A 21,330-nucleotide genomic window follows, 5' to 3' on the forward strand; every position below is an offset into this window, starting at 1 on the left:
AAACTTAATTAACGAAACAATTAACTCGCGAGCTCGATCTTCACATCATTGGCAATTTTTTCGACCTGTGGACCATAAATAACGTGCACGTCGTTTTGCGTCACGCGCTTAACGCCCATCGCGCCAGTGGTCATTAGCGTTTTATCCACCACCTGCGACATATCTTTGACTTTCACTCTCAGTCGCGTAAAGCAGCAATCGACGCTGTCGATGTTGCCTTCCCCGCCGAGGCCCTTGATGATGTTAGTGGTTTTCTCGCTGCCGGTCTGCGCGGTAGCGGTGGAAGGCACCGATGACGATGGCATATCCTCACTTTCATCCTCACGGCCCGGCGTCTTGACCTGCATGCGGGTAATGACCCAACGGAACGAGAAGTAATAAAGCGGCGCGTAGAAAAGTCCCAGAATAAGCGGATACCACCAGTGGGTTTTTGTGCCACCGAGGATGCCGAAAATCACCCAGTCGATCGCCCCACCCTGCACATTACCGATCATCACTTGCAGCAGTTGCATCAGCACAAAAGAAATCCCGGTCAACACTGCGTGCAGCAAATAAAGCACCGGTGAGACGAAGATAAAGCAAAACTCCAGCGGCTCGGTGATACCGGTAGTGAAAGAGGCCAACGCCCCCGCCAACATCAGGGCTTTGACGCGCGCCTTATGCTCAGGCTTGGCGCATTGGTACATGGCAAGCGCGGCGGCGGGCAAACCAAACATCATCACCGGGATTTTACCCTGCGCCAGGAAGCGTGTTGCCTGACGTGTCACTTCATCGCTAACGGCCCCCGGGTGAGACAGGGAGGCATTAAAAATATTCAGCGCGCCGACCACGCTTTGATTATCGACGGTGGCGACGCCGCCAAGCGGAGTGAAGCGAACCGTTTCATTGATAATATGATGCAGACCGGTTGGAATAAGCAGACGCTCCGAGGTGGCATAGATAAAGGTCCCCACCTCGCCCGTGCGGCCAATCAGCTCACCGACCCACTGAATCCCAAGAGCAATAGATGGCCATACCAGCGACACCAGCACACCGACCACCGGCAAAACGACAATGGTCACGATCGGCACAAAACGCCTTCCGCCGAAAAAGGCCACCGCGGTGGGCAATACGATGGTGTAGAAACGGTTGTGCAGGAACATAGTGATAAGCCCGACCAGCACCCCACCGAGCACGCTCATGTTGTAGGTGAAGATGCCGAGCATGTTGGTGAATTCAGACGCATAGATAAGCGCCTGGCTGTTGGGCATACCCTGTGCGGTAAGGTATGCGACGCGGGTCGTTTCAGGGGTAATATTTTGCGCTAACAGGCTGTAGTTAATGCCGACGTGCATGCCGATGAAACCGATCACTGCGGAAAAGGCGGCGGTCGCCTTCTCTGCATTGGCGAGTCCCATCGCGGTGGCGACGGCAAAAAACACCGGCAGGTTTGCAAACAGCGCACTGGAAACCTGTCGAATGAAGCCGATGACCAGTTGTAGCATCCTGACATGGGTGAAGGTATCTCCCGTCACGTTCGGGTTTTGTAATGCCGAAGCCAGCCCAAGAAAGATACCCGCCGCAGCAATAACGGAGATAGGCGTCATTAGCGCCTTGCCTAAATCATGAATTTTGCTTCCCAGATTTATCATCTGCTTTTCCCTCAATGGCAGAGTTCAAAAAACACTCAACCTTGAGTAAAGGCGGATAATGTATAGCTGTATAGACAAAGCGTTCAGGACTATGAATAAGATCACAGTTTGTTAACAAATCGAAATGAGGCTACAATGTAGCTCTAGTGTTATCAGGATTATGACAATGAGATTTTGTTCGAAATTGGGACGAAAAAAAGCCCACATCGGACAGTGGGCGTTGGGTTGCGATATACCGGGTTTAAACCCTCGGCTGCAACAATGCAAATGTGAGAACTGCTCGCTCTCGCCTGCTACGTTAACGGCATTCATCTGATATCCGCAGAGATTTAGAGTAAAGTCACTGTTAAAAAGTATGTCTCACTTTGATCAAGATCATACTTTTTTGAATATGTGCAAATTTTTTAAAACAGAATTTCCTTCCGTGAAGTACCACCCAAGCAGTTTACAATGTTACTACTAGCCAACTATTAGTTTTTAAACCCAAAAAGACGCCTTTGTACACAAAAGTCACTGATGCGTTTGACTTTTATAGTCATGAATTTTTGAAACATTTAGCAATATCTAACAACCAAATGCTTACAGAGTGAATGGGTCTCCTCTCGTATAGTGGGGGACTTATTGAGAATGATTGTTCTCAACCCCCCTAAGAGAGTGAATTCTATGCGCCTGAAGGTTCTTTCTGTCAGTACTGTGCTACTGCTTTCCGCTTGTGACGGGTCAAGTTCGGCCCCGCAAGCCGCTGCTCCAGCTCCTGCTGTTGAATATGTCACCCTACAATCAAAACCCGTTACCTTGACAACCAGTCTGCCTGGTAGAACCGATGCAGTGAAAACCGCCGAAGTTCGCCCTCAGGTCAGCGGCGTCATCCTGAAGCGTACCTTTGTTGAAGGTAGCGAAGTCAAAGCCGGTCAACAGCTTTATCAGATTGACCCTGCAACTTATCAGGCCGCATATGATAAAGCGCTTGCGACTTATAAAAGCGCTGCTGCGACCTCATCCCGCTACAAAGGTCTGGTCTCTTCCAACGCCGTCAGCCGTCAGGTTTATGACGATGCTGTCGCCGCCACCGGCGAAGCCGCTGCCGATCTCGAGACCGCACGCGTTAACCTGCAATACACCAAGGTTTATGCGCCAATTACCGGTCACATCGGTCGTTCTTCGGTTACCGAAGGTGCACTGGTAACCAGCGGTCAGACGACCGATCTGGCGACAATCAGCCAGTTGAACCCAATCTATGTTGACGTGAGTGAATCTTCTATCAATTTGCTTAACCTGCGTCGCGCCCTCGCGGAAGGCAAACTGGCGTCAGCCGGTGCTAACGCGGCCAAAGTTCAGCTGACTCTTGAAGACGGTAGCCAATACAGCCTGCCAGGTAAACTGGAATTCTCCGAAGTCACCGTGGACGAAGGAACAGGTTCCGTTACGCTGCGTGCGTCATTCCCTAACCCGGATGATGTCCTGCTGCCGGGAATGTTTGTTCACGCAACGCTGAGTCAGGCGGTTGACCAGAACGGTATTCTGGCGCCTCAGGAAGCTATTATGCACAACAACAAAGGCAAGCCTTACGTCTACATTGTTAACGCAAATAACACCGTTGAAGAGCGTGACATCACCACAGGTCCAATGATGTCTGGTAACTGGTTGGTCACTTCAGGCTTGAGTGCAGGCGATAAAGTCATCACTGACGGACTGCAAAACGTTCGCCCAGGAGCCAAAGTTAACGGCAGCGAACGCAAGGCCGCCGAACCTAAAGTGGACGCAAATCTGTCAATGACTGACCCATCCGCGCAATAGAGGAACACAGATGTCTACTTTCTTTATTAACCGCCCGATATTTGCCTGGGTGGTCGCGATTGTCATTATGATAGCCGGTGCGCTATCGATAATGAAATTGCCTGTTAACCAGTACCCAAACATTGCGCCGCCAGCCATCTCTGTTGCCGTAACCTATCCAGGTGCCTCCGCAGAGACGACCCAGAACACTGTGGTTCAGGTTATCGAACAACAGCTGAATGGTCTTGATGGCCTGCGCTACATCGAATCGCAAAGTGCCAGCGACGGTAGTGCCACCATCATCGTGACCTTCGATCAGGGTACCGATCCGGACATCGCGCAGGTTCAGGTTCAGAACAAGGTTTCACTGGCCGAATCCCAGCTTCCTAGCGAAGTGGTCGACCAGGGTATCCGCGTTGCCAAATATCAGCAGAACTTCATGCTGGTTGTCGGTCTGGCGTCTACCGACGGCAAGATGAGCAACTCCGACCTGGGTAACCTGTTGGTGACCAAGCTGGAAGACCCTATCGTTCGTACTAAAGGCGTGGGTGACTTCCAGGTATTCGGCTCAGAATACGCGATGCGTATCTGGCTGGATCCGGCCAAGATGTATAAGTACTCGCTGGTTCCAAGCGATGTGACTACCGCGATTTCTGCACAGAACGTTCAGGTTTCTTCGGGTTCACTCGGCGGTCTGCCAACGATTAAAGATTCAAAACTTAACGCCACCATCATCGGTAAAACTCGTTTTACCAGCGTTAAACAGTTCCAAAACGTGCTGCTGAAAGTGAATGCGGACGGCTCTCAGGTTCGCCTGAAAGACATTGCTAACATTGATCTCGGCCCTGAAAGCTACTCGATTGCGGGGGCTTACAACGGCAGCCCGGCGACAGGTATTGCCCTGCGTCTGGCAACCGGTGCAAACGTGCTGGATACCGCTAACGCGGTTAAAGCGACGATCGACAACCTGAAGTCATCACTGCCGCAAGGCGTAGAAGTTGTGTATCCATACCAGACCTCACCGGTGGTGAGTGCATCGATTCATGAAGTGGTGAAAACCCTGATTGAAGCGATCATCCTGGTCTTCTTCGTGATGTTGCTGTTCCTGCAAAACCTGCGCGCAACGCTGGTAACCACGTTGGTTGTGCCCGTTGTTCTGTTGGGTACTTTCGGTCTGCTTAATGCATTTGGCTTCTCGATAAACACCCTGACGATGTTCGGGATGGTACTCGCCATCGGCCTGTTGGTGGATGACGCCATCGTGGTGGTCGAGAACGTCGAACGTATCATGCATGAGGAAAAACTGCCGCCGAAGGAAGCGACCATCAAGTCGATGTCGCAGATTCAAGGCGCGCTGTTCGGTATTGCCCTGGTGCTGTCTGCCGTATTGATCCCGATGGCCTTCTTCGCGGGTTCAACCGGTATTATCTATCGTCAGTTCTCGATAACTATCGTTTCGGCGATGGCCCTGTCGGTACTGATGGCGCTTATCTTTACTCCGGCGCTGTGTGCCACCATTATTAAACAAGGTTCTGAAGACCATAAAACCACCGGTTTTGCCGGCTGGTTTAACCGTAACTTTGATAAAGGCGCGGCTAAATACACCTCAAGCGTTGCGGGCGTTATTTCCCGTCGTCGCCTGTTCATGTGTATTTATCTGGTTATCGTTGTGGTGATGGGTTACATGTTTACTCGCGTTCCAACGACCTTCCTGCCGGACGAAGACCAGGGCATCCTGTTCGTACAGGCGACGTTGCCAGCCAACGCCTCTGCCGAACGTACTCAGGCGGTGTTGGACGACGTGCGTGATTACTTCCAGAAGAACGAGAAAGCCAACATCGTTTCCGTGTTTACCGCCAACGGCTTCAGCTTCGCCGGTCGTGGTCAGAACGTCGGTATCGGCTTCGTTTCTCTGAAGAGCTGGGATGACCGACCGGGTACGCAAAACAGCGTGCAGTCGATTGCCAACCGCGCGATGGCTCACTTCGCTACGCTGAAAGACGCCAAGGTGTTCGCCTTCGTGCCGCCAGCCGTTCTGGAGTTGGGTAACGCCACCGGTTTCGACTTCTATCTCGAAGATACCAACGCGCAGGGTCACGCAGCATTGATGGCCGCACGTAACCAGTTCCTTGGCATGGCTTCACAAGACAAACGCCTGATGGCGACACGTCCTAACGGCATGGAAGATGAACCTCAGTACCAGCTGGAAATTGATGACGAACGTGCACAGGCGCTTGGCCTGAGCCTGAGCGACATCAACGCCACGCTGTCTGCGGTGTGGGGTTCAACCTACATTAACCAGTTCATGTTCAATGACCGCGTTAAGAAAGTGTACATGCAGGGTCGTTCAGCTTCGCGCGTCACGCCTGAAGATCTGAACAAATGGTACTTCCGCAACAGCGCGGGTCAGATGGTGCCATGGTCAGCCTTTGGTAAAGGCAAATGGGTATACGGCTCTCCTCGTTTCGAACGCTTCAACGGCGTCTCCTCCGTAGAGATCCTGGGTTCACCAGCACCGGGTTACAGCTCGGGTGATGCAACTCAGGCGGTGCTCGATATTGCCAAAAAACTGCCACCAGGCTTCAAGATTGCATGGCACGGTTTGTCATACGAAGAACAGGCGGCAGGTTCTCAAACCCCTGCCCTGTATACACTGTCAATTATCGTGGTGTTCTTGTGTCTGGCAGCACTATATGAGAGTTGGTCAATTCCATTCTCTGTCATCCTAGTGGTCCCATTGGGTATACTGGGTACTATCGGTGCAGTACTACTCCGTGGATTGTCCAACGACGTCTTCTTCCAGGTAGGCCTATTGACGACGGTGGGTCTGGCGGCTAAAAACGCCATACTTATTGTTGAGTTTGCCAAGGAGCTACACGAAAAAGAGGGAAGGTCGATCACCGAAGCAGCAATCGAAGCAGCTAAACTGCGTATCAGGCCAATTATTATGACCTCGATGGCGTTTATCCTGGGTGTAATACCGCTGACCATTTCGCATGGCGCAGGTTCTGGTAGCCAGCACTCAATCGGTACTGCGGTAGTCGGTGGGATGATAACAGCAACATTCCTGGCGATTTTCTTTGTTCCTATGTTCTACGTGGTCGTGGTCAACCTATTTACCCGTAAGTCAAAAAAACAAGATAAGCCGCTTTTAGATACTGAGGTTTCGAACCATGAATAAACCACGTTTTGCGCTGCCCCTCTTCTCGGCGCTGACACTGACTATATTAGCCGGCTGTACCATGGAGCCCAAGTACGAGCGACCGGCGTTGCCGGTTGCCAGTGACTGGACGACCAGCAAAGGCGTTGACGCTGGGAAGGTACAGGATATCGGCTGGAGTCAGTTCTTTAATCAGCCTGATATGAAGCAGGTGATTACTTTAGCTCTGGCAAACAACCGCGACCTTCGGGTCGCGGCATTAAACGTTGAAACGGCGCGTGCAACCTTCCAGATTGACCGTGCAGCCCTGCTGCCGACGCTGGATGCAACGGGCGGTGAAACCGCAACGCACCTGCCGGGCGGCCTATACTCAACGCAGTCTACCGGTCCGGTAACCTACCGTGATTACTCGGCGGGCGTGGGCGTCAGCGCCTACGAGCTCGACCTGTTTGGCCGCGTACGCAGCCTGCGTGACCAGGGTCTCGAGACCTACCTGGCTACGGCAGCGACTCAGCGTGCAACGCAAATCACGCTGGTGTCGGAAGTGGCAGAAGGCTATCTGAGCCTGGCGGCGGATAACGACTTGCTGAAGCTGGCTATCGATACGGCCAAAAGCCAGACCGATTCTTACAACCTGACCAAGCGTAGCTTCGATCAGGGCGTGAGTAACTCGCAGGACCTGGCGCAGGCAGAAACCACCGTACGCAGTGCACAGGCTGATATCGCCCAGTACACCCGTCAGGTTCGTCAGGACGTAAACGCCCTGACTCTGCTGGTCGGTACCGAGATCCCAGTCAACCTGCTGCAAAATGCTAGCCTGAAAGACAACTGGAACTTCCCGCAAACGCCAGCAGGTCTGCCTTCAGACTTGTTGACGCGTCGTCCGGACATCATCGCAGCCGAGCATACGCTGAAAGCGGCTAACGCCAACATCGGTGCAGCACGTGCCGCCTTCTTCCCGCGCATCTCTCTGACCGGTTCTGCCGGTACCGAGAGCGGAAGCCTGAGCAATCTGTTCAGGGGCGGCACAGGCGCTTGGTCATTCGGCCCGTCAATCAGTATTCCTATCTTTGACGGCGGCGTGAACAGCGCGAACCTGGATATCGCAAAAACCGAGAAGAAAATCGAGATCGCTAACTATGAGAAAGCGATTCAGACGGCCTTCAAAGAGGTTTCTGACGGTCTGGCAGGTCAGGCAACCTACAGCAACCAGTTGAAATCTGTTCAACAGGCTACCGACGCCAACCAGCGCAACTACGACCTGTCGCAGCAGCGCTTCAAAGGCGGCGTAGACAACTACCTGAGCGTGCTGGTTGCACAGCGTTCCCTGTACGCAGCGCAGCAGACGCTGATTTCGGTCAAGCTGGCTCAGTTGAACTCCGACATCACGCTGTTCAAGGCACTGGGCGGCGGTTGGAAGAAATAATCCTTCCACTTGGCTGTTAAGCCTGTAAAAAAGGCCGCAACGGATAACGTTGCGGCCTTTTTTTATTTCCCCTGAGCGCTAAACGCCAGCCTCGGCGGGCGTTTTTTATCGGGATTATTTCTCGTCCGGGGCTTGCCATCCACCGCCTAGCGCGGCGATGAGTTTCACGCTGGTGACCATCTGCGTACTGAGCAACGACAGAACGCTTTGCTGCTGCGTCAGGCTGGTGTTTTCCGTAGTGGCAACGTCAAGATAATCGATCATCCCCGCCTGATACTGATTGTAGGTCACCCGCGCAGACTCCTTGGCAGAGTCCGCGGCGTTCTTCTGCGCCACCATCTGGCTGTCAATCACGCGCAGTTCAACCAGATAATCCTCAACTTCTCCCATGGCGGTCAGCACGGTCTGACGATAAGACGCGACGTCCGCATCGTAAGTCGCCGCAGCCTCAGCCACCTTGCCGCGCGTAGCGCCGAAATCGAGCACCGTCTGGCTGAGCTCAGGTCCCAGTGACCAGACGCGGTTTGGCAGTGAGAACAGGTTGTGTAGCACCGAGCTGCTGAAACCACCCGATGCGCTCAGGGTGATGTCAGGATAATAGGCAGCGGTCGCCACGCCCACGGCAGCGTTGGCCGACGCCATGGTGCGCTCGGCCGCCGCAATGTCTGGACGACGCTGCAACAGCTGAGAAGGCAACCCAGCCGGAATGGCCGGCAGCGTGAACTTGATAGGCTCGGCCGCCAGGCTGAACTGCGCCGGAGGCCTGCCGATAAGAATAGCGATAGCGTGCTCGAGCTGCGCACGTTCCCACTGGAGCTGCAGCGCCGAGGCCTTAGTGCTTTCAAGCTGCGTCTGCGCCTGCGCCAGAGTCGCACGCGAGGTGTTGCCGCCGGTATACTGATTCTGAATCACGGTCAAATAGCGCTGATAGGCCTGAATACTCTGCTCATACAGCGCAATTTGTGCATCCATCACGCGCAGCTGAAAGTAGTCCTGCGCCAGCTCAGACTGTGCGCTCAAGGTGGCGTTGGCTAGGTCTGCCGCGCTGGCCTGCGCATTGGCCTTCTGCTCTTCCTCGGTGCGGCGCAGCTTGCCCCAGATGTCGAGCTCCCAGCTTGCCCCAAGCTCGGCGGAGTGCTGATTGCTGGTGGTTGTCGCCGTGCCGCTGCGGGTACTGTCGACCGTTGCCGTCACCTGTGGGAACAGCTCCGCCCTCGCCTGCGTCACCAATGCCTGCGCCTCACGGTACTGCGCGGCGTACTGAGCAACGTTCTGGTTGGAAATCTGCACCTGACTCATCAGAGAGGAGAGCTGGGGGTCCTGATAAACCGCCCACCAGTCACCCTTGGTCTGATTCTCTTTCGGCGCGGCCGCGGTCCAGCCTTTGGCCTCTTTGAACTCGGTCGGCATGGTAACCGCAGGACGATGATAATCAGGGCCGACGGCACAGCCGACGACCATCAATGCCAGCGCCAGCGGAGCCAGACGAAACGCTATTGAACCTGCTTTAGGACTTGTCATCACCGGCTTCACTTTATTGAGATAACTATTATTCATGATCCTGCGCTCCAGTTGGCGTGTGGTGCGGACGAATACGCGCCCACAAACGCTTGGTCGCACGACTGCTTCTATCCATATACAAATACACCACCGGCGTGGTGAACAGCGTCAGAACCTGACTCAATGCCAGCCCCCCCGCAATCGCCAACCCGAGCGGGCTGCGCAAGTCGGCGTCCCCCCCGCTGCCCAGCGCCAGAGGCAGAGCACCAAAAAACGCCGCCAGCGTAGTCATCATGATCGGACGGAATCGCATCAGACAGGCCTGAACGATCGCCTGCTGCGGCGTGAGCCCCAGCCTACGCTCGGCGTCCAGCGCGAAGTCGATCATCATAATCGCGTTCTTCTTCACGATACCTATCAACAGCAGGATACCGATGAGGGCTATCACCGTAAGCTGCGTATTGGTTATCAGCATCAGCAACAGCGCACCGAGCCCCGCAGAAGGCAGCGTAGAAAGGATAGTCAGCGGGTGGATATAGCTCTCATACAGCATGCCGAGCACAATATACACCGCGGCCAGCGCAGCCAGAATCAGCCACGGCATCTGCTGTGCCAGCGCCTGGAATGCCTGCGCCGTGCCCGCATAACCCGCCTGAATGGTATCCGGCAGAGCAATTTGCGCCATCGCCGTCTTGATGGCGGCCTGCGCCTGCTCAATGGACACGCCGTCGGCCAGGTTAAACGCCAGCGTAGTGGTTGCCATCTGCCCCTGATGCGCCACTGACAGAGGCGCATTGGCGCTACTAAAGGTAGCAAACGCAGAGAGTGGGACCTGGTTTCCACCGCTGGTTATCACATACATCTGGTTCAATACGTCAGGATCGCTGGTAAAGTCCGGCGTCAGGTACATCACCACGTGATACTGGTTCAGCGTCTTGTAGATGGTCGCCACCTGACGCTGCGCAAAGGCGTTATTGAGCATTGCGTCAATGGTTTTAACGTTCACACCAAGGCGCGTCGCTTTATCGCGGTCGATGTTTAGCATCACTTCCTGACCGCCTGTCTGGGCATCAGAGTCGACGCCCGTCAGCTCTGGCAGTGCCGTCAGCGCGGCCTTCACTTTCGGCCCCCACTCGCGCAGCAGGTTTAGATCGTCAGCCTGTAGGCTGTACTGATATTCCGCATTCGCGCTACGGCCACCGATACGTAAATCCTGTGCCGCCATCAGGAACAGCTGCGAACCGGGCAACTTGGAGGTTTCCATCATGATGCGGTTGGCAATCTGGTTGGCCGTGGATTTGCGCTGATCAAAATCTTTCAGGCGTATGAAAAAGTTAGCGGTATTACGTGAACCGAAACCGCCGCTGCCCGCCGAGCTCATTACCGCCACGACATCGGGGTCATGCTGGATAATTTTGGCGTAGTTGATCATCTGTGGCTGAATAGACTGGAACGACGTGTTCTGGTCCGCGCGCAGCATCCCAAACACCATGCCGGTATCCTGCTCCGGGAAGAAGCCTTTCTCAACCACGGTATAGAGATAGAAGTTAAGCGCAACCGTAAGCAACAGAACAAACATCGTTAACAGTTGATGACGCATCACCCAATTCAATCCGCGCGAGTAAGCTTGCAACAGCTTATTCAGCCAGCGCTCAATCAACATATAGATACGGGGTTGGCGTTTCTCTACCGGCGGCCTGCGGCGCAGGAAGCGGGCGCAGAGCATTGGCGTCAGCGTCAGCGACACCAGCATCGAGATGACCAGAGAGATAGACAACGTGACGGCAAATTCACGGAACAGCCGCCCAACGATACTGCCCATTAGCAAAATCGGAATAAATACCGCGATCAACGACAGCGTCATTGAAAGCACGGTAAAACCGACCTCGCCCGCACCGCGAATCGCCGCTCTGACGGGACTCAAGCCCTCTTCAATATGCCGGGTAATGTTCTCAAGCACCACGATGGCATCATCGACCACGAATCCCGTTGCGATAATCAACGCCATCAGCGACAGGTTATCGAGGCTGTAACCCAGCAGGTACATGATGGAGCAGGTGCTGATCAGTGAAACCGGCAATGCCAGCGCGGGGATCAACACAGCACGAATATTACGCAGGAACACAAATACCACGGCAATTACCAACAGTGTGGCTTCAAGCAGCGTTTTCTCTGTGTCGCGCAGTGACTCAGAGACGGTGGGAGAACGGTCTAGTCCGAGGTTAAGTTTTACGTCTCCCGGCAGTTCGTGCTCCATCTCTGGCAATGCGGCCTTGATGGCGTCGATGGTATCAAGCATGTTGGCACCGGCCTGACGGGTAACCGCAATCATCACCGACGGCATGCCGTTGAAGTAGCCGACGTTGTACTTGTCTTCCACAGAATCATACACGTTGGCGATATCGCTCAGACGAATGGCGGTGCCGTTCTTATAGGTCACAATCAGGCGACGGTACTGGGCTGCGGTGCTCTGCTGACCGTTCCCTTCCACCATCCACGACTGACCGTTGCCCTGCAATACGCCCTTCGGCAGGTTGGTGGTGCTGTCGGCTATCGCGGTACGGATAGTATCGAGCGAGATCCCATAAGAACTGATCGCCTGCGGACGCAGGTCGATGCGCACACCGGGCAAAGCACTCCCGGTCAGTGAAACCTGCCCTACGCCGTTAATCTGGGCAATCTTTTGCTGCAATTGACTCGACGCAATGTCGTACAGCTCGCCGTTGCTGCGCGTGGCTGAGGTCAACGCCAGCATGATAATCGGCGCATCGGCCGGGTTTGCCTTACGGTAGGTCGGCAATGAAGGCATGCTGCTGGGAAGCAGAGATCGCGAGGCATTGATAGCCGCCTGCACGTCACGCGCCGCGCCGTTGATGTCGCGATCCAGGTCAAACTGTAGCACTATCCGCGTCGAACCCTGCGAGCTTGACGAGGTCATTTCAGTGACGCCCGCGATGGTCCCCAACGCCCTCTCGAGCGGTGTAGCAACCGTGGCAGCCATGGTTTCCGGGCTGGCACCCGGCAGGCTGGCCGAGACCATCACCGTCGGGAAATCCACCTGCGGCAAAGGCGCCACAGGCAGCAGGTTATAGCCCAGCAACCCCAGCAGCACGATGGCCAGGGTTACCAGCAGCGTAGCCACCGGTCGGAAAATAAAGAAGCGGGAAATATTCATTCCTGTTCCTGTACTTTACGGCGGGCAGGACGCCAGCGCGTAGCCAGTCGGTCAAACATCAGATAAATAACCGGCGTAGAGAACAGCGTCAGTACCTGGCTGAAGATAAGCCCACCGACGATAACCAGACCCAGCGGCTGACGCAGCTCGGCCCCGCTGCCGCTCGCGAGCATCAGCGGCAGCGCGCCAATCAGCGCCGCCATGGTAGTCATCAGAATCGGGCGGAAACGCAGCAGGCAGGCCTGATGAATCGCATCGCGTGGCGACAGATGCTGCTTATGTTCCGCCTCCAGCGCAAAGTCGATCATCATAATGGCGTTCTTTTTCACGATACCGATCAGCAATATCACGCCGATGAGCGCTATCAGGCTGAACTCGGTGTTGGCAAACAGCAGTGAAAGCAGCGCTCCCACCGCCGCCGACGGCAGCGTGGACAGGATGGTGACCGGGTGAATAAAGCTTTCATACAGGATACCCAGCACCACATACATCGTCAGCAGCGCGGCCAAAATCAGCCACAGCGTGTTGCCGGTAGCGCTTTCAAACGAGGCGGCAGCTCCCTGATAACTCAGGCTGATACTCTCGGGCAGACCAATCTCTTCACTGGTCTTCTTGATAGCTTCCTGCGCCTGTTCAATCGAGTAACCGTCGTTGAGGTTAAACGAAACCGTCACCGCCGGCATCTGGTTCAAACGCGCCTGTAACAGTGCGCCGGTGCGCATATGAATGCTGGCAATCGAGGTCAGCTTCACCATCGGGGTTGGCGTACTTGACGAAGAGGTGGTGGTCGAACTGGTGCTGCTGGTGCTCGAACTGCTGTCAGAGCTTGAACTGCTCGAACTTGAGCTGCTGCTGGAGTTTGACGAGCTAGAACTCGAGCTGCTGGAACTGTTGCTGCCTGCCAGATAAATATCGTTAAACGAATCCGGTGACTGCTGATACTTCGGCGCGACTTCCAGCACGACGCGATACTGGTTCGCCTGGGTAAAGATAGTCGACACCAGACGCTGACCAAACGCGTTGTACAGCGCGGTATCGACGTCCGACGCGGTAATGCCGTAGCGGGAAGCCGCATCGCGGTCGAGATCAACATAGGCGACCTGCCCCTGCTGCTGCAGGTTACTGACCACGCTGTTAAATTCCGGCTGTTGGCTGAGTTTATCGAGCAGTTTAGGCGTCCAGCTCACCAGATTAGTGCTGTCGGTATCCGAGAGCATGAACTGATACTGGCTCGGCGTAACCTGGTCGTCGACGGTCAGGTCCTGCGAGGCCTGCAAATAAAGCTGGATGCCCGCAACCGAGGCCGTTTCCTGCTTCAGGCGCGCAATCACTGCCGGGGCACGATCGTCGCGATCGGCAATCGGTTTGAGGTTAATCTGCAAGCGACCGCTGTTCAGGCTGGTGTTATTACCGTCAACGCCGATGGTCGATGCCACGCTCTCGACGTCTTTATCCTTGAGAATAATTTCAGCCAGTGCCTGCTGCCTGCGGCCCATTTCGCTGAACGAAACGTCCTGCGAGGCCATCGTTATCCCCTGAATCAGGCCGGTATCCTGCGACGGGAAGAATCCTTTCGGCACGATAAGGTACAGCAGACCGGTTAAAACCAGCGTCGCCAGCGCGACCAACAGCGTTAAACGCTGATGATTAAGCACCACGGTCAGCATGCGGTCGTAACCGGCAATCAGTTTGTCAAATACCTGCCCGCCCTTACGGTAAAACTTGCTCTGTTTCTCTTCCGGAATATGACGAAGAAGGTAGGCACACAGCATTGGCGTCAGCGTCAGCGAGACCAGCATCGACACGATAATCGACACCGCCAGCGTAATCGCAAACTCGCGGAACAGACGACCGACCACGTCGCCCATAAACAGCAGTGGGATCAGTACGGCAATCAGTGAGAAAGTCAGTGAGATGATGGTAAAACCAATCTGCTGCGAGCCTTTCAGCGCCGCCTGCATCGGCGTTTCGCCCTCTTCGAGTCGTCGAGAGATATTCTCGACCACCACGATGGCGTCATCAATAACGAAGCCGGTCGCGATGGTCAAGGCCATCAGCGACAGGTTATTGAGGCTGAATCCGCACAGGTACATCACGCCGAAGGTGCCAACCAGCGAGAGGGGGACGGCGACGCTCGGGATAAGCGTCGCGGCAACGTTGCGCAAGAACAGGAAGGTCACCATCACAACCAGCGCTATCGACAGCAACAGTTCGAACTGCACGTCACTGATTGAGGCACGAATGGTCTGCGTGCGGTCAGAAATAATGCTGACTTTGACAGAGTCCGGCAGTGCCGCCTGCAGTTTAGGCAGCTGTGCCTTGATGTCATCGACCACCGAAATAACGTTGGCACCCGGTTGACGCTGCACGTTGATGATGATTGCCGGTTTGTTGTTGGCCCACGCGGAGAGATACTGGTTCTCCGGCGCTTCACTCAGCGTCGCGATATCGCGCAGACGCAGGGCGGCGCCGTTGCTGGTGTTATAGGACACAATCAGGTTGCCGTACTCGTCGGCGGTGCGCAGCTGGTCGTTAGCATCGATAGTAATCGAGTGATGCGGGCCGTCGAAGCCTCCTTTCGAACCATTGACGTTGCTGTTGCTGATAAGGGTGTTGATATCCTCCAGCGTCAAATTATGTGCCGCCAGCGCCTGTGGATTCACCTGAACGCGCACCGCAGGCTGGTGTCCACCGGCCAACGTGACCAAACCCACGCCTGAAATCTGCGACAGTTTGAGCGCCATACGGGTATTGACCAGATCCTGCACCTTGGTCAGCGGCAGAGAATCTGAGGTGACCGCCAGCGTTATAACGGCGCTGTCGGCCGGGTTGACCTTTTTATAGGTCGGCGGATTCGGCAAGTCACTCGGCAACAGGCTGTTTGCGGCGTTGATGGCCGCCTGAACCTCTTGTTCGGCCACGTCCAGAGACAGGTCCAGCGAGAACTTCAGGGTGATAATCGAAGAGCCGGTCGAACTGGTAGAGTACATCTGGCTCAGGCCAGCCATCTGCCCGAGCTGACGCTCAAGCGGTGCGGTAACCCCCGAGGCCATGACGTCAGGGCTTGCGCCCGGATACAGCGTCGTAACCTGAATCGTGGGATAGTCAACCTGCGGCAGCGCCGAAGTCGAAAGCATGTTGTAGGCGAAAATCCCTGACAACAGCACGGCCACCATCAATAGAATGGTGGCGACCGGCCTTAGGATAAAGAGGCGTGATGGATTCATTTCGGCCCGCTGTCTTTGCCGGTAGTCGCTTTGTCTACGCCGGTTTTATCGGTTTTCTTGGTCCCGGCTGCGGCGGCCGCGATGCTGTCAGCGGAGACCACCTGAACCTTGGTGCCGTCATTAAGGCGGTCAATACCGGTGGTCACCACCTGCTGCCCCGGCGTGACACCCGAGAGCACGGCGATTTGGTCATCGCCATAGTTAGGACCGGCTTTTACCGCCTGCCGCACGACCGTGCCGTCCTGCTTGACCACATAAACGAAGTCGCCGTCGGAGCTTAACTGCAGCGCGGCAGAAGGAATTACCGTGGCGTTTTCCAGCGTACCAATTTGCAGACGCGCATTCACGAACTGGTTCGGATAAAGCGCGTCATCCTTATTGTCGAATATCGCCTTAAGCTCCACGCTGCCGGTGGTGGTGTCGATCTGGTTGCTCATAAACTGCAACTTTCCCTGTGCGAGCACCTTGCTGCCGTCCTGATCGAAAGCCGTAGTCGGCAAGTTTTGACCGTTGTGCAGCGCTTTCATGATGGTTTGCAGGTTGCTCTGCGGCACACTGAAGGTCACGGCAATCGGCTGAGTCTGAGTGATGGTAACAATCCCGGTGGTCGAACTGCTGCTGACGATATTGCCCGGGTCAACCAGACGCAGGCCTACGCGACCGCTGACAGGGGCGGTAATGCGCGCATAGACAAGGTTAAGTTTTGCCGCATTGATCTGCGCCAAATCGGCTTTGACTGCACCGTTATACTGCCCGGCAGTCGCTTCCTGAGTTTCGAGGTCCTGACGCGCCAGTGAGTCTTGCGCGTAAAGTTTACGGTAGCGAGCCAGCGTCAGTTCGGCACTTTTAGCCAGCGCCTGATTCTGCGCCAGGTCGCCCTGATACTGTTCGAGCGTCGCCTGGTAGCTGCGCGGGTCAATCTGCGCCAGCAGCTGGCCTTCTTCGACTTTTTGCCCTTCGGTAAAGTAGACTTTCATCAGCTGACCACTCACCTGGCTGGTGACGGTAACCGACGCGTTCGGGACAACGGTGCCCAGCGCGCGCAAATACACCGGCACATTAGCCTGTGATGCGACACCCGCCTGCACCGGCGTTGCGCCTCCTCCCATCCCCGGCATTCCGCCTCTCATTCCGCCGCGCATACCGCCACGGTGATGTGCATTGCCCTCAGGCGCTCCGCCTTTTGACGCACTTTTATGAAAAATGAAGAACCAGGCTACGAACGCCAGTACGATTACAGCGAGAATAAACCACAAAGTTTTGCGGCTTTTAGAGCGAGATGTGGCAGTTGGCAGCATAAATTTCTTAGTTCGCACGAGTGATGGGAAGAAAACAGCTGAAAAAGGTCGTTCAACCAGAAAGGTCCATTATCCAGAATTTACAGGGAGACTGTTTTTAGGGCAACGTAAAGATTGCGCAAGTAAACATCTCCGGATGATTCGTGGAGACAGATACTTTACACAACAATGTAAATGATAACGTTTTGTGATTAAAGGGATAAAAACTATGGGGATAATTGATGAGGCTCTCACGTTAGGAGAGCCTTAAAAAGTTATTTTCCGCCGTCGACGCTCAGAATCTGCCCGGTGACCCAGTTTGCCCAGTCTGAGGCAAAATAGAGCACCGCATGAGCGATATCTTCCGCCACGCCGAGGCGTTTGAGGGCAATATTGTCGATGAGACGTTTCTGACCTTCGCTGCCCATCGCTTCCCACTGTTTTTCCGTTGACGGATTACTGCGGATAAAACCGGGTGCGACATTATTGACGGTAATATTCCACGGCCCCAGCTCATGCGCCAGCTGACGCGTCAGGCCAATCTGTCCCGCCTTGGCGCTGGCGTAGGCCTGAATGCCGGTCAGGCTGATGTCCAGCCCTGCCCGGCTCGAGATATTAATAATGCGGCCGAACTTGTGCGCTTTCATGCCCACGACCGCCGCCTGAGACATCAAAAATGCCCCGTTAAGATTAACCGCGACAATCGCCTGCCACTGGGCAAAAGTCACCTCTTCAAGCGGCTGACCCTGCTGTCCCACCACACCGCCCGCATTATTGACCAATGTATCGACGCTCAGATGGCGCGCCTCAAGGGAGCTAAACAGCACGCTAATTGCCTCGGGCGAGCTAATGTCGACCTCATACGCCAGCGCCGTTTCACCACACAGCGCCGCCGTCTCCTCGACAAGATGTTTTTGAATATCACAGGCAATCACCCGCGCGCCACGCTGGGCAAACGCCAGACAAATCGCACGCCCAAACCCTTGCGCCGCGCCGGTCACCAGCACCGTGCGGTGCGAATAATCAAAGGGATTTTGCATTAAGGCGTTCCCGTCTCATGAAGTTCAAGCCGCGCCAGCGTTTCAAAGGTCTGCGGCAGTTCACCGCGTTCAACCCGATGAATAAGCTGCACCAGTCGCGTGGTCAGCGGCATTGGCAGGTTAAAGCCGATGCCGATATCGATAGCCGGAGCAATCTGCGCGTCGATTTCGGTCTGGCGTTTACGCACCGCCAAATCACGCCAGATGCCGGAATGCGACTTTGCCGAGCGGCGATTGTGCGCCACCATGTCGTCAAAGGATTGTTGGGTGTGCTCGGGCGTAGCATTCGGCAGAAACGCCGAAGGATCAAAGCCGTCGAAGCCCTCCAGGAGGATGTTCTGCGCATGCGCTACTGCACCGATTTCTCGCGCAAGCTGGGTCAATACTGGGCGAAAGCGCGGCATCGCCAGCACGTCGGCAATACTGTCGTCGGTGAGCGCAGTGGCGAACAGCAGCGCGCCGTAAATCATTTTTGCCCACAGGAATCCCCAGATATTGGGCGTCAGAACAGCGGCAGGGTCGAAATGTTGAAGGAGGCGGTAAAGCGCCTCGGTGCGCGGCCGGGTGATTCCGTCCAGTTCGCCGATGACCACCGCACCGCGTCCACCGTGGTGGATGACGCCCGGTTCGAGGAAGTCTGCCCCAAAATTAAGAAATGCGCCAACGGTGCGCTCGGCACCTATCACGTCGGCAATGACCCGCTCGTTGAGGCCGTTTTGCATCGAGACGACGTAGCCTTCAGGAGCAAGGAGGGGCGCTATCTGATGAATGGCGGCGGCGGTGTGGTGTGACTTGACCGCCAGCAGCACACCGCAATGTAAACCTTCAAGCTGCTCGGGTAAAAACGCCTGCGCATGCACCGTTTTATCGCCCATCGGGCCGGTAATTCGCAGACCGTGCAGATTGATAGCGGCGACATGTTCGGCGACATTATCGACAAAAATCACCGGCTGTCCGGCCTCGATAAAGGAGGCGCCTATTGCACCACCAATGGCGCCCGCGCCCCAAATGACCAGCGGTGCCAAGGCCTGAGGCTGTTCAGGGTAACTCTCTTCTTCAAGCTGAGTGGCTACTGACATGCGTTCCTCCTCCGAGAGGTAAACCTTGACGCGTCTCGCGCCGTGGATTCATGAAAGGCAGCCTACAGCGCGTCAATAACCTCGCGGATTTCAGCCAGTGCGGTTTGCCAGATTGCCAGCATCTCGTCATCGGCCCGCTGGTAGTAACCGCCGTAGTTGCCGTCTCCGAGGTAAGCCCTGGCGCGCGTCGGGTCCATTTTCCGCAGAGCGACCAAATCGACCATCGGCTTTTGCTGGTCCGGCTGCGTTACGCCGGCTAAACGCGTCCACGGGAAGTTTTCCATCCACGAAGCGTGTGAAGCGACGGGGTCGATGGACATCACTTTTTCCCAGGTTTTTGGCGCATTCCACCAGTTGTGCAGCTGCACCGTCACGCCCGGATTATTGACCATCCATTCACTGAAAATGTTCTGCGCAGGCGAGTTACCGCCGTGACCGTTGACGAACAAAATTCGACGAAATCCCTGACGCTTCAGGTTGTTAAGAATGTCGTTAAGCAGACAGACATAGGTTTGCATACTCAGACTGATGGTGCCGGGATAGTCGCTAAACGCGGGCGTCATCCCGAAGGGCATTACGGGGAAGACAGGAATACCATAAGGCTCTGCGGCCTCTGATGCTACCCTTTCTGCCAAAATCGAGTCCACCGACAGGCTGAGCAAAGCATGTTGCTCGGTGCTGCCGAGCGGCACAATCACTCGATCGTCGGTGGTTAAATAGCTTTCTAACTGCTGCCAGTTCATTTCACTGATTTTCATTGCGGTCCCCGGTGTTGGACGCGTGTAAAATTTCCTGCTGCAGCAGCGGAACGACGACCCGCTGAATCTCTCCTGCATCAGGAACATGCCTGTACTCAAAAGAAATCTGCCCTTCACTCAACTGAGCGGTGAGATCCTGAGCGCCAGTGGCGTACACCAGTGCATCGGTCTCTTTTAATAATTCGCCAAGCTGAGGGTCATCGCGGTGGACCACGGTGACCTGGGTAACGTGTGGTGCAAAACGCGCTACGCCGTGAGTCATCAGCGACGTAAACTCTGGAAAAATCGATACCACCAGCGTGCGGGTCAGCGGCTCAAGCGAGGCCAGCGAACGTCGCGTGGTTTCTGATGGTATAAAACTAATATTCATCAATGCCTGACCCGGAAACAGCTGGCTGACCTCACGCCGACGGTGGGCAAAGGTTAACAGCAGATCGGCACTAGAAACGTGCTGACGCAGCAGTTCGTCATTTCTCAGGTCGGTCAGGGTTGTGGCTTCTACTACTGCAATCTCACCCAGCGTTTCCGCAATGCAATGCGCGTAATCCCTTGCCGAATCGATGAAATTACCAATCAAAAATACGGTTTTCTTCTTCAGCTGCCGCTGCCTTTCGCTGAAGCGATTGCTGACCAGGGCGCCTAAATCGGTAGCGCTGAAACCGAGCAGGATGCCGCAGTTAATCAACGCGTCGAGATGTTGATGCAGCTCGTCGAGATTCAGCCCCGAAGACCCCACCAGCATCGACGCATCGGCGATAAACGTGCCCGCACCGGGCTTGCTGTAGACCAGCTCCGCCGCCTTGAGCTCGCGGTAGACCTGCGCCACAGTCATGGGTGCGACGCCGAGTATGTCGGCCATTTCCCTCACCGAAGGAAGCTGCTCCCCAGGCTTTAACGCGCCGAAGGTGATCGCATATTCAATCATGCCGCGCAGCTGTGCGCCCAGCGGGATTGAAGAGTCACGGTCGAGGTGGAATTCCATACTCTGCCTTGATGAGTGTACTGGTCTGCTAATACAATAATGCTGTTTTTTACGGCAATGCAAGATGTTATAAAAAATAAATAGCGATAAAATCGCCAACTTTAATAACAAAAGCTCATTTGTTGCATTTTTTTTGCGCTGATTATTGACAATCTGTGACCAATGCTTCAATTATCGTATTAGTTAACTAGAACACAATCATCACCGCCATTTTTGCAGGCTCCGCCCCTGGTGTTTTTCAGGGCGGCATAGTCGTTCCTGACAAACATTTTATTCTGACTAACAGAGAGGCAAGGTAA

Annotated in this window: 12 protein-coding genes; 3 read left to right on the top strand and 9 right to left on the bottom strand. The window is 55.0% G+C overall.

Annotated elements, in window-relative coordinates; translation table 11 throughout:
• Positions 1–20 precede the first annotated feature (20 nt).
• Complete coding sequence (locus tag BS640_RS11765; RefSeq protein ID WP_017492018.1) at positions 21–1,631, bottom strand: PTS transporter subunit EIIC; 1,611 nt, start codon at positions 1,629–1,631, stop codon at positions 21–23.
• A 663-nt stretch (positions 1,632–2,294) separates the two neighbouring features.
• Between BS640_RS11765 and BS640_RS11770 the strand changes: the two genes are divergently transcribed.
• From BS640_RS11770 to BS640_RS11780, 3 genes are read left to right on the top strand one after another with little or no spacing between them, the layout of a single operon-like run.
• Positions 2,295–3,428 (top strand): efflux RND transporter periplasmic adaptor subunit, encoded by a 1,134-nt coding sequence (locus BS640_RS11770; protein ID WP_026110545.1) that lies wholly within the window; start codon positions 2,295–2,297, stop codon positions 3,426–3,428.
• A 10-nt stretch (positions 3,429–3,438) separates the two neighbouring features.
• A complete protein-coding gene (locus tag BS640_RS11775; RefSeq protein WP_017492016.1) occupies positions 3,439–6,588 on the top strand; it encodes an efflux RND transporter permease subunit in 3,150 nt (1,049 codons plus the stop codon).
• Entirely contained in the window at positions 6,581–7,993 is a 1,413-nt protein-coding gene (locus BS640_RS11780; protein ID WP_017492015.1) for an efflux transporter outer membrane subunit, read from the top strand. The genes BS640_RS11775 and BS640_RS11780 overlap by 8 nt, the downstream gene beginning before the upstream one ends.
• Positions 7,994–8,107: 114 nt before the next feature.
• Here the strand turns inward: BS640_RS11780 and BS640_RS11785 are convergent, their stop codons facing one another.
• The 8 genes from BS640_RS11785 to BS640_RS11820 form a co-directional block, all read right to left on the bottom strand.
• Positions 8,108–9,550: an efflux transporter outer membrane subunit gene (locus tag BS640_RS11785; protein ID WP_017492014.1), complete on the bottom strand. Its 1,443-nt coding sequence runs from the start codon at positions 9,548–9,550 to the stop codon at positions 8,108–8,110.
• Positions 9,543–12,668, bottom strand: a complete 3,126-nt coding sequence (locus BS640_RS11790; protein ID WP_084912624.1) for a multidrug efflux RND transporter permease subunit — start codon at positions 12,666–12,668, stop codon at positions 9,543–9,545. The genes BS640_RS11785 and BS640_RS11790 overlap by 8 nt, the downstream gene beginning before the upstream one ends.
• Positions 12,665–15,895 carry an efflux RND transporter permease subunit gene (locus BS640_RS11795; protein ID WP_084912625.1) on the bottom strand — a complete coding sequence of 1,077 codons (3,231 nt, stop codon included), beginning with the start codon at positions 15,893–15,895 and terminating at the stop codon, positions 12,665–12,667. Before BS640_RS11795 ends, BS640_RS11790 begins: the two co-directional genes overlap by 4 nt.
• Positions 15,892–17,193, bottom strand: coding sequence for an MdtA/MuxA family multidrug efflux RND transporter periplasmic adaptor subunit (locus tag BS640_RS11800; RefSeq protein WP_017492011.1), 1,302 nt, complete (start codon positions 17,191–17,193; stop codon positions 15,892–15,894). Before BS640_RS11800 ends, BS640_RS11795 begins: the two co-directional genes overlap by 4 nt.
• A gap of 254 nt (positions 17,194–17,447) precedes the next feature.
• The gene (locus BS640_RS11805; RefSeq protein WP_017492010.1) at positions 17,448–18,212 is read right to left on the bottom strand and encodes an SDR family NAD(P)-dependent oxidoreductase; all 765 of its coding nucleotides are present in this window, start codon (positions 18,210–18,212) and stop codon (positions 17,448–17,450) included.
• On the bottom strand, positions 18,212–19,291 hold the full coding sequence (locus tag BS640_RS11810; protein WP_017492009.1) for a ketopantoate reductase family protein: 1,080 nt from the start codon (positions 19,289–19,291) through the stop codon (positions 18,212–18,214). The genes BS640_RS11805 and BS640_RS11810 overlap by 1 nt, the downstream gene beginning before the upstream one ends.
• 62 nt (positions 19,292–19,353) lie before the next feature.
• Complete coding sequence (locus BS640_RS11815) at positions 19,354–20,049, bottom strand: creatininase family protein (protein WP_017492008.1); 696 nt, start codon at positions 20,047–20,049, stop codon at positions 19,354–19,356.
• Positions 20,036–21,031, bottom strand: a complete 996-nt coding sequence (locus BS640_RS11820) for a GntR family transcriptional regulator (protein WP_017492007.1) — start codon at positions 21,029–21,031, stop codon at positions 20,036–20,038. The genes BS640_RS11815 and BS640_RS11820 overlap by 14 nt, the downstream gene beginning before the upstream one ends.
• Positions 21,032–21,330: the final 299 nt, after the last annotated feature.

It is taken from the genome of Rouxiella badensis, assembly GCF_002093665.1.
GTDB classification, from domain to species: domain Bacteria; phylum Pseudomonadota; class Gammaproteobacteria; order Enterobacterales; family Enterobacteriaceae; genus Rouxiella; species Rouxiella badensis.

Coding starts and splice junctions, on each gene's coding strand:
- BS640_RS11765 (WP_017492018.1), bottom strand. CDS start 1,631: ATGATAAATCTGGGAAGCAAAATTCATGATTTAGGCAAGGCGCTAATG.
- BS640_RS11770 (WP_026110545.1), top strand. CDS start 2,295: ATGCGCCTGAAGGTTCTTTCTGTCAGTACTGTGCTACTGCTTTCCGCT.
- BS640_RS11775 (WP_017492016.1), top strand. CDS start 3,439: ATGTCTACTTTCTTTATTAACCGCCCGATATTTGCCTGGGTGGTCGCG.
- BS640_RS11780 (WP_017492015.1), top strand. CDS start 6,581: ATGAATAAACCACGTTTTGCGCTGCCCCTCTTCTCGGCGCTGACACTG.
- BS640_RS11785 (WP_017492014.1), bottom strand. CDS start 9,550: ATGAATAATAGTTATCTCAATAAAGTGAAGCCGGTGATGACAAGTCCT.
- BS640_RS11790 (WP_084912624.1), bottom strand. CDS start 12,668: ATGAATATTTCCCGCTTCTTTATTTTCCGACCGGTGGCTACGCTGCTG.
- BS640_RS11795 (WP_084912625.1), bottom strand. CDS start 15,895: ATGAATCCATCACGCCTCTTTATCCTAAGGCCGGTCGCCACCATTCTA.
- BS640_RS11800 (WP_017492011.1), bottom strand. CDS start 17,193: ATGCTGCCAACTGCCACATCTCGCTCTAAAAGCCGCAAAACTTTGTGG.
- BS640_RS11805 (WP_017492010.1), bottom strand. CDS start 18,212: ATGCAAAATCCCTTTGATTATTCGCACCGCACGGTGCTGGTGACCGGC.
- BS640_RS11810 (WP_017492009.1), bottom strand. CDS start 19,291: ATGTCAGTAGCCACTCAGCTTGAAGAAGAGAGTTACCCTGAACAGCCT.
- BS640_RS11815 (WP_017492008.1), bottom strand. CDS start 20,049: ATGAAAATCAGTGAAATGAACTGGCAGCAGTTAGAAAGCTATTTAACC.
- BS640_RS11820 (WP_017492007.1), bottom strand. CDS start 21,031: ATGGAATTCCACCTCGACCGTGACTCTTCAATCCCGCTGGGCGCACAG.